General features: G+C 32.6%; 8 protein-coding genes. All 8 read right to left on the minus strand.

Annotation, left to right across the window (positions count from 1 at the left end; translation table 11 throughout):
• Positions 1-4: 4 nt before the first annotated feature.
• Complete coding sequence (locus AC3HD6_RS19375) at positions 5-1,045, minus strand: PDDEXK nuclease domain-containing protein (RefSeq protein ID WP_488897829.1); 1,041 nt, start codon at positions 1,043-1,045, stop codon at positions 5-7.
• Between the two features lie 152 nt (positions 1,046-1,197).
• Complete coding sequence (locus tag AC3HD6_RS19380; RefSeq protein ID WP_488897830.1) at positions 1,198-2,625, minus strand: serine hydrolase; 1,428 nt, start codon at positions 2,623-2,625, stop codon at positions 1,198-1,200.
• Positions 2,626-2,630: 5 nt separating this feature from the next.
• The gene (locus AC3HD6_RS19385) at positions 2,631-3,605 is read right to left on the minus strand and encodes a WG repeat-containing protein (protein WP_488897831.1); all 975 of its coding nucleotides are present in this window, start codon (positions 3,603-3,605) and stop codon (positions 2,631-2,633) included.
• A gap of 47 nt (positions 3,606-3,652) precedes the next feature.
• Positions 3,653-5,080, minus strand: coding sequence for an adenylosuccinate lyase (purB, locus tag AC3HD6_RS19390; RefSeq protein ID WP_488897832.1), 1,428 nt, complete (start codon positions 5,078-5,080; stop codon positions 3,653-3,655).
• A gap of 332 nt (positions 5,081-5,412) precedes the next feature.
• Positions 5,413-6,090, minus strand: coding sequence for a hypothetical protein (locus AC3HD6_RS19395; protein WP_488897833.1), 678 nt, complete (start codon positions 6,088-6,090; stop codon positions 5,413-5,415).
• A 1-nt stretch (position 6,091) separates the two neighbouring features.
• Positions 6,092-7,003, minus strand: a complete 912-nt coding sequence (locus AC3HD6_RS19400; protein ID WP_488897834.1) for a hypothetical protein — start codon at positions 7,001-7,003, stop codon at positions 6,092-6,094.
• 363 nt (positions 7,004-7,366) lie between these two features.
• The gene (locus tag AC3HD6_RS19405) at positions 7,367-8,053 is read right to left on the minus strand and encodes a hypothetical protein (protein ID WP_488897835.1); all 687 of its coding nucleotides are present in this window, start codon (positions 8,051-8,053) and stop codon (positions 7,367-7,369) included.
• On the minus strand, positions 8,053-8,631 hold a 579-nt coding region (locus AC3HD6_RS19410), incomplete at its 5' end, for a hypothetical protein (RefSeq protein ID WP_488897836.1). The genes AC3HD6_RS19405 and AC3HD6_RS19410, both read right to left, overlap by 1 nt.

The raw sequence follows: 8,631 nt of genomic DNA on the forward strand, positions 1-8,631 counted from the left end.
GATTTTATTTAATATTAGATTTATTTTCAAATTTATTTCTTGCTATCTCTATTGATCGATTCAATTTTTCAAGCAAAATTCTTTCTGAAGGTAAGATAAGTAAATATTCTGCAATTTTTATATTATCTCCTTCGAGATTCATCAGTTCTATATGTTCAGAGTTTTTTCCGGAGCAAAGAATTAAACCAATCGGTGGGTTTTCTCCTTCTACTTTATCATATTTGTTAAGATATGAGAGATAAAGCTCCATTTGCCCTTTATGGCTAGCCTCAAATTCTCCTAATTTCAGTTCGATAACAACCAGAGATTTTAGTTTTCTATGATAGAAAAGCAAATCCATGTAATAGTCTCTGTTATCAATCGTGATTCTCTTTTGTCTTGAAAGAAATGCAAAATCACTTCCTAATTCGGAAATAAATTTTTGAAGTTCCACAATAATAGACTCTTCTAAATCTTTTTCCGAAAAAGTGTCTTTCAATTCTAAAAAATCCAGGAAATAAGGGTCTTTAAAAACCAGGTCAGGATTTAAAATATTATTTTCAGACCAATTTTTAAGTTCTTTGTTAATGATTTGTTCGGGCTTTTTACTTATTGCAGTCCGTTCAAAAAGCAAAGAACTTATTTTTTCTTTCAAAGTTCTGACGCTCCAATTTTCAATTTTACAAACTTCGAGGTAAAAATTCCTCTTCGTATCTTGAGAAATAGGAATCAGCAGTAAAAAATGAGTCCACGATAATTGTCGCATCGCTGATGCGACAATTTCGAAATCATCAAAAACTGAAGCAAACTGCATCATTTTCCGAATATTTTTTTCAGAGAAAGAATTTCCAAATTCTACGGTAAGCTGATGAGAGATTTGTAAAATTACTTCTTTACCATACTCTGCTCTTTTATTCCCCAGAACATCTTCATTTATTCTCTGCCCGATTTTCCAGTACAAAACCACCATTGCCGAGTTTACCTGAACGGCAACCTGACTTTTCGTCTTATCAACCAGCTCTTTTAAATCGGTAATTAATTGTTGATGATCCTGATTCTGTAACATTATTAAAAATTAGATGTCAGATTTTAATATTAGATTTATTTTTCTTTTTACTTTTTTTGAGTTCAGAGTACCTATGTCAGATTACCATCATCTGTTCCATTCATATTGGTCTCGTCCCGGAGTACAAATTTACTCTTTTTACTTTCTTTTTCCTATAATATCAATGCCAGATTATTATCTTTGGTTCCGTCATTATTGGATGCGTTTTTAGAAGCTCCAATCCATTCTTCTTTATTCAATACCAATTTAAAAGAATAGGGTTTTCCTTTTTCAAATCGGGAGACCGGAACCTCCAATTCATAAAGATTTTTATCCTTTTTTATCATCTGATATTCTTTATTTTCAGGGTCCCAATTGTTGAAACTACCTGCTACGGAGACAGTATTGATAAGATTTCCGTCCAGGTTTTTAGGATGCGTGTAAGAGAAAACGATTTTATCTCCCTTTACGGAATATCCATATACCTGTTTTTTATCTGAGGTTGAAATAAGATCGGCTACTAAACTGTCCGTTCCATTATACAGTGCGGTAAATGTTTCGGGACCATTGATGTTTACAATGATACATACTCCCATGTTTTGCTCCGGAAATATAGTAAATAGGGTATTTATTCCATAGGATCCACCATGTTTAAATCCTCTCTTACCCTGTGCGGTAATCCAATATTTATCCCAGAAATACCCATACCAGCCTTCTTTACTATTGCTAATATTTCTTTGAGACTCCTGTACTATTTTATCTTGTGGATTCAGCTGTTCTTTTAAAAACTTCATCATATCTGCCATCGTAGATTCGGTTTTCGACCCACCTGCTCCCCATAAAAGGCTTTGTGCAACGGGCATCAGACGATAGTTTTCATGGTATCCATTGGCCTGGGCTTCATTTTTACCAAGTTCCAATTTGGTATGATTCATTCCAGCTTTTGAGAAGATATTTTCTTTCAAAAGAGTTTCATAGCTTTTTCCGTAAATATTTTCCAGTATAAGACCAGTTAGTTCAAGGCTTAAATTACTGTATTTATATTCTTTACCTGGCTCCGTATTTAATGTGACACCTGCCAGATCTTTTTTAAAGTCTTCTTTTGTATATCCTTCGTTGAGCTTCTCGTAAAGAAAGGGGGTTTCATCCGTCATGTTTTTTCTCAGCTCATCATCAGTAGGAAGATTTCTAGGCAAGGCTGTTTCATAAGAAATTAAGTTACGAACTTTTATAGGAACTCCATTATATTCTAAGTTAGGGTAAGATCCTTTGAGGTATTTACGTACATCATCATCAAGACTTATTTTCCCTTCCAGAACTGCCTGAGCCAATAACTGACCTGTAAAAAGCTTGGTAACAGAAGCTATGGAGAAATATGTATTATCATCTGCTTTATTTCCTTTTCCTTTGTCTATTTCACCAAAGTGCTTGGTGTAGACTTTTCCGTCTTTAACAACTCCAACGGAAACGGAATATGCTTTGGATTCTGCTGCAACTTTTTGAGCCGCTGCATCAATGATTGAGTACACTTTTTTATCGTTTTGTGCATGGTTCTCTGCAAATGCCAAAGCAAAAATAAGTATGAATATATTTTTTCTCATTAAGTTTAATTCAGGTTATTATTGAGTTTATTTGGGTTATCAGGGTGTTCTTTTTGATATTGTTTTGTTTCTTCTATTTCTTTTTTCAGCCATTCTTCAAAAGGAACTCCATTCTCATTATAGGCTGTTATGGCATAAAAAGATTTACCATCTTCTGAAGCCAGGAATTTAAAGCGATAAAGCATTCCTAAATCATATTTTGTGTAATCGTAAGTGTTTATCTGATAATAAGGAAAATTTTCTTTTGGTCTTTCTATAATTTCAAAATACAATCTCTTTTCTTTCTCAGGAATTTTATTGTATTGGTTAACATAATAAAGATCTGACAACAGCTTATTTTGTTTATCAAAAAACTGAAGAATATTTTTTTCTTTTTCGTTGTATTGAAAAGGATATGGATAATATTTTCCAACAATTTTCACGTCCTTATCAGAATATTGGGTGAGTGGTTTAACGGTTTCTCCTTTGATATTCATCATTCCCCATTTCTCACCGGGTACTTTTATATAGCCATCATCATCGTTCCTTTTACACCCATCACAAAATGATGCATATCCATATCTAAAATGGTCAACAAAATCATGTTTGGGTTCAATCATTGTTTTTCCGTTTCTATCCACAAACCCGATCTTTCCGTTTTTAACGAAACGCCTTAATCCTTCTATAAAATAGTCCGGGCCATTATCATATAGAAATGGTGTATAAAGGAAATTTCCTTTTCTGTCATAGACATATCCCCAGGTGTGTTTCTGAGGCTTCTCGCCTTTTTTCTCACCATCAAAGAGAATGGTTTCGCCCTCTACCAGATCCCCATCTTTAAGGTCTGAATATATTTTAAATTGCGCAGGAATGATAATAATTCCTTTGTCGTTTTTCACTCCTACTAAGGATTCTTTGGTTTTAAAATATCTTAAAACTTCCTTCTCCTGAGAGAAAGCAAGTACAGGGATTATTGAAATGAGTAAAAGGACTTTGTTCATGGTTGGATGTAAAATAAAAAATGCAGCCCAAAAGGCTGCATAGTGTTTTATACTTTAAGATCAGCTTCTAATCCTATCAAATCTTTATTCTGGTCTATAATCGGCTGCACTTCGTTCTTTACAAATTCTTCTGTCTGAATTGGTGCGAACCCGATAAAGTTCTTCGGATCTAAAACTTCTTTTAATTTTGATTTATCTAATTTTAAAGAGTCATCGTTTAAAATTCTTTCGATCAGGTCGTTTTCTTTTCCTTCTTCCTTCACTTTCTTGGATGCTTCCATAGAGTGAACTCTGATTACTTCGTGAATTTCCTGACGGTCACCTCCAGCTTTCACTTCTTCCATGATGATATATTCTGTAGCCATGAAAGGAAGTTCTTCTTCAATATGCTTGTTGATTCTGTTCGGATATACTACGATTCCGTTCATGATGTTGTTCCAGATTAATAAGATCGCATCAACAGCAAGGAATGCCTGGGGAATTGTTAATCTCTTGTTCGCAGAATCATCCAATGTTCTTTCAAACCATTGTGTAGAAGCTACCATTGCAGAACTCGTCGTTAAAGACATTACATATTTTGCCAATGCTCCGATTCTTTCACTTCTCATTGGATTACGCTTGTAGGCCATTGCGGATGAACCGATCTGGTTTTTCTCGAATGGTTCTTCAATTTCCTTAAGGTTTTGAAGTAAACGTAAATCGTTGGTGAATTTATGTGCAGATTGAGCGATATTTCCTAGTAAAGCTACTACTTTAGCATCAATCTTTCTGTCGTAAGTCTGACCTGAAACTCCAAAAACTTTTTCGAATCCGAATCTTTTTGAAAGTTCTTTATCTAAATGTTTTACTTTTGAGTAATCTCCGTTGAACAGTTCAAGGAAACTTGCAGCCGTTCCTGTAGTTCCTTTTACTCCTCTAAAGCGTAGCGTTTCAAGGAAGAAATCTAATTCTTCGATGTCAAGAACCAAACTCTGTAACCAAAGAGTAGCTCTTTTTCCTACGGTTGTTAACTGAGCTGGTTGGAAGTGGGTAAATCCTAATGTTGGAAGGTCTTTGTACTGAATTGCAAAATCTGAAAGATTTTTCATTACGTTCACCAACTTCTTCTTTAGGATTAAAAGCCCGTCACGGATCTGAATTAAGTCTGTATTGTCTCCTACAAAAGCTGAAGTAGCTCCCAAGTGAATAATTCCTTTTGCTGAAGGCGCCACATCTCCATAGGTATGAACGTGAGCCATTACATCATGACGGAATTTTTTTTCGTATTCTGCGGCTTTATCGAAATCGATATTTTCAGCATTCGCTTTTAATTCAGCAATCTGATCGTCTGTAATTTCAAGGCCTAAGTCTTTTTCGATCTCCGCTAAAGCGATCCAAAGCTTTCTCCAGGTACGGAATTTGTTATTGTGTGAGAAATTAAATAACATTTCTTCACTGGAATAGCGCTCTTCCAATGGATTTTTGTAGGAATTCATTCGTTCTTTTACTTTTTAGATGCACAAAAATACGATTTTTCAGTGAGAGATAAAAATGTTGGTTTTATGATTTTTGTATTGGCTGAATGAAAGGTTGAGGAGTTTTTATTGTCTTACTATCGTTTTCTTTATATTGGTAAATAGAGCTAATTTTTAATAAAAGTACCACACGAAAGGCGGCAGCTTGTTTTTTATTATCTGCCACACGATACAATCGTGCGGGAGCGGGGGGTCTTTGTACTCGTAAATATAGATAATTGTTAATAAAAATGCCACACGAAAGGATTCGTGCGGCAGCTAGGGCAGCTTGTGAAACCACTTCAAGATATAAACTATTGATTTAACACAATTATATTACTTCTCAAGTTTCCTGTAAAAAATTCATATTTTTTTAATTCTTGCTTTTGTCTTTCCGTAAGATAGTTGTAAGTATCTGAATCAATACAAGTAGAAAGCATTACTTCAATCTTCTTACCCCAATCTATTGGATAATAATAATAAATATATTTTTGATTTGTTATGTTATCAAAGTTAACAGCAATTTGAAATTTAATTTTTTGCTTAGATTTAATAAATACTAGATTATTATATAAATAATAATTTTTTTTTGCAAAATCTAAATCTGAAATTTTATTGCTTTCATCCCATTTTTTAATAAAATCTAAATATTCATTATTAATTTCTTGTCTTTCTAGTACAATTCTATTAAAATTATTATTTTCTGACACTTCAATGTTATGAATACTGCCAAACATCTTTTCATGTTCATTTTCTACTAATAGAGTTAACCCAAAAGAAGGATATGGAAATTCATAATCAACCATAGAACATTCATTCTCAAAATGAGGCTTTAAAGATTTAAAATCTAGAGGCAAGAGAATATCTTTCGCACCCTCATTATAAATGATTACATCAGCTTTTTTAAGATTTTTAGAGTATTCCCAAGTTATTTTAACTTGAGAATTACAAATATTATGTAATAAAAGGAACAAAATTATTAAATTTTTCATATTATTTCAGTTTCGAGTTATATATAAAATTCCAAGCCGATTTTAATTCATATAAATATTTATTTACCATATCAATACTTTTTTGACTATAGCCTAAGCCATTTGGCCCATAGTAAAACTGAGCTGCTTCAAAACCTGAACGTTTCCCATATCTATCAGAGCCCAAATGTATTTCCCATGATAGAGCCATCACTTCTTGGAAAAAATTAAAGGAACTTGTAGTAGTTTTTGAGCCTTTAGATTGATGGGTAATTTCATTAAATTTATCACTAAAAAATAAATCTGCAAATGAATGATTCATTTCATGTCCTAAAGTAAAAGCTAGTTTTAAAATATTCTGAGCATTATTCATATTAATCCATACTCTTTGGTATTCAGCCTTATTTGCACAACTTCCACCAGTATTATCAATAAATTCTACTTTTGTTATTGCAAAAAAATCAGCTAAAGCAGGAACTTTTTTTACCAAAGTATCGATATCATTAAATTTTGCACGAGTATTAGCGGGATCATCCCATCCAGCTTTTTTCAACTGCTCTACCATAGAAAACAAATTCCCTACACTTCCGCCACCTCCAAAATAGCTGAAAGCAAACCTAATTCCCTCTGGAGTACTAAAAGATAATGCACCAGTACCACTTCCTTGTTGCGCAGATCCAAAACCACCTCCATCATTATTCGCAAAATACATCCCATGGGCTCCGCCCATTCCATTATAACCGGATAAAGATGTGTTAGGATCGTAATCTCCATTAAAGGCCGAATGTTCTCCATAAATATCTCTTGGTGTGTTGCCATCCGGATCTATATAGTTGACAGGATTATTAAATGAATAGTTATAAGGAGAATGTCTTCTCATTACCTCTGCAAGAGCAGCTACAACTCCCCATCTTCCCAGATCAGGTATGTTCAAAAAAAGCTTCCAATATGGTTTAACCCAAAAGGATAATAGTGGTTGTTATCTGTAACTTAATAACGCCTGCGCTGTTTTTGGTAAAGCTTACCCTGGTATTTCCAAGGTGGTCTTTGTACTCATAAATATAGATAATTGTTAATAAAAATGCCACACGAAAGGATTCGTGCGGCAGCTAGGGGAAAACATTCCCTCTTAGTAATAAATAACATGAAATGCAAAATAATCAGTAGCATTTGCTGTAATAGCACGTAATACTCCATTTGTTAATACTTATAAATTTGCATCTTAAATTTAAATACTTTTTACTTGCTTTTTATCATAGAATGCGCAGTTTGGATTTGAATAATCCATTAAATCTTTTTACCTCTTATCTATATAAAAATTAGAAATTATTTTATTAGAGAATAATGTATAGCCTTTTTCTTTTATTTCTTTCTTTTGTTTTTTTGTTAAATACTCATACGCCTTTGATACATCACAATATTCTAAATAATACTTATATGTTTGAAAAGAATCATAAGAGTATGAGTAAAACTTAAACTTTTGATTGGTTATATTATTAATATTTATTCTGACTTTATAATTTATTTTTTCATTTGGTTTTAAATAAACAAAACTATTCATAATACTATAATTTATTTTAGCATCTTTCATTTTCTTAATCTTGTTTATAATTCTCCAATTCTCAATTAAATTATCATATTTTTTTTTCTCCTTTTGATATTCTCTAGTTATTGAATCAAACTTAACAGGATCTACGTAGTCCTCTACATAATATGTTAATAATTCGTTATTATTTTGCTTTTCTATCATTAACATTAATGCTAAAAAAGGGAAATCTCCTTCATATTCCTGATAATTAAAACATTCAGGTTCATATGGCCGTAAAAAGCTTTTATCCAATGGAAAAGCGTAGTTTTCAGAAGAATTATTAACTATAGTAATATCTGCAATCTTATCATCGAAATCTAGCTTGAGTTCTAGTTTTATCTGCGAAAAAAGATAATTCCCACAAAAGGAAAATATTATAAAAAATGTAGTTTTCATTATTTCTTGAGTTGTATTAATTTTTGATTATAAATATTATTCCACTCGAACTTTAATCGATTATAGTAAATACTTACTTTATCAATAATTGATTGATCATATCCTGATCCTAAATTTTTCACGTTATAATAAAACGAAGCTGCTTCAAGACCTGAAAAGCCACACCACTTTGTACTTCCCATCCTAAGTTCCCAATCCAACCCCATAGTCTCTTGAAAAAAATCAAATGCCCTAGTACTTTTCTCTGGAGTACGAGTTACACGATTAAAAGTATCTCTAAAAAATAAGTTTGCAAAAACATGACCATACATTTCATGCCCCAGTGTAAAAGCATAACTAAGTATATTTGAAATGTTATTCATATTTATTAGAACCTCTTTTCCTCTTGTAACCCCAGGAGAATTAATCGTAGAATCCTCCTTAAAACCAGCTCCTGTTATTGCAAATATCTCAGCTAATGCTGGAACTTTTTTAAGTAGGGCATCTTTATCATTATATTTCGCCTTAGTATTAATTGGATCATCCCATCCAGCTTTTTTCAACTGCTCTACCATAGAAAACAAATTCCCTACACTTCC

This window comes from Chryseobacterium sp. II3a (genome assembly GCF_057815135.1).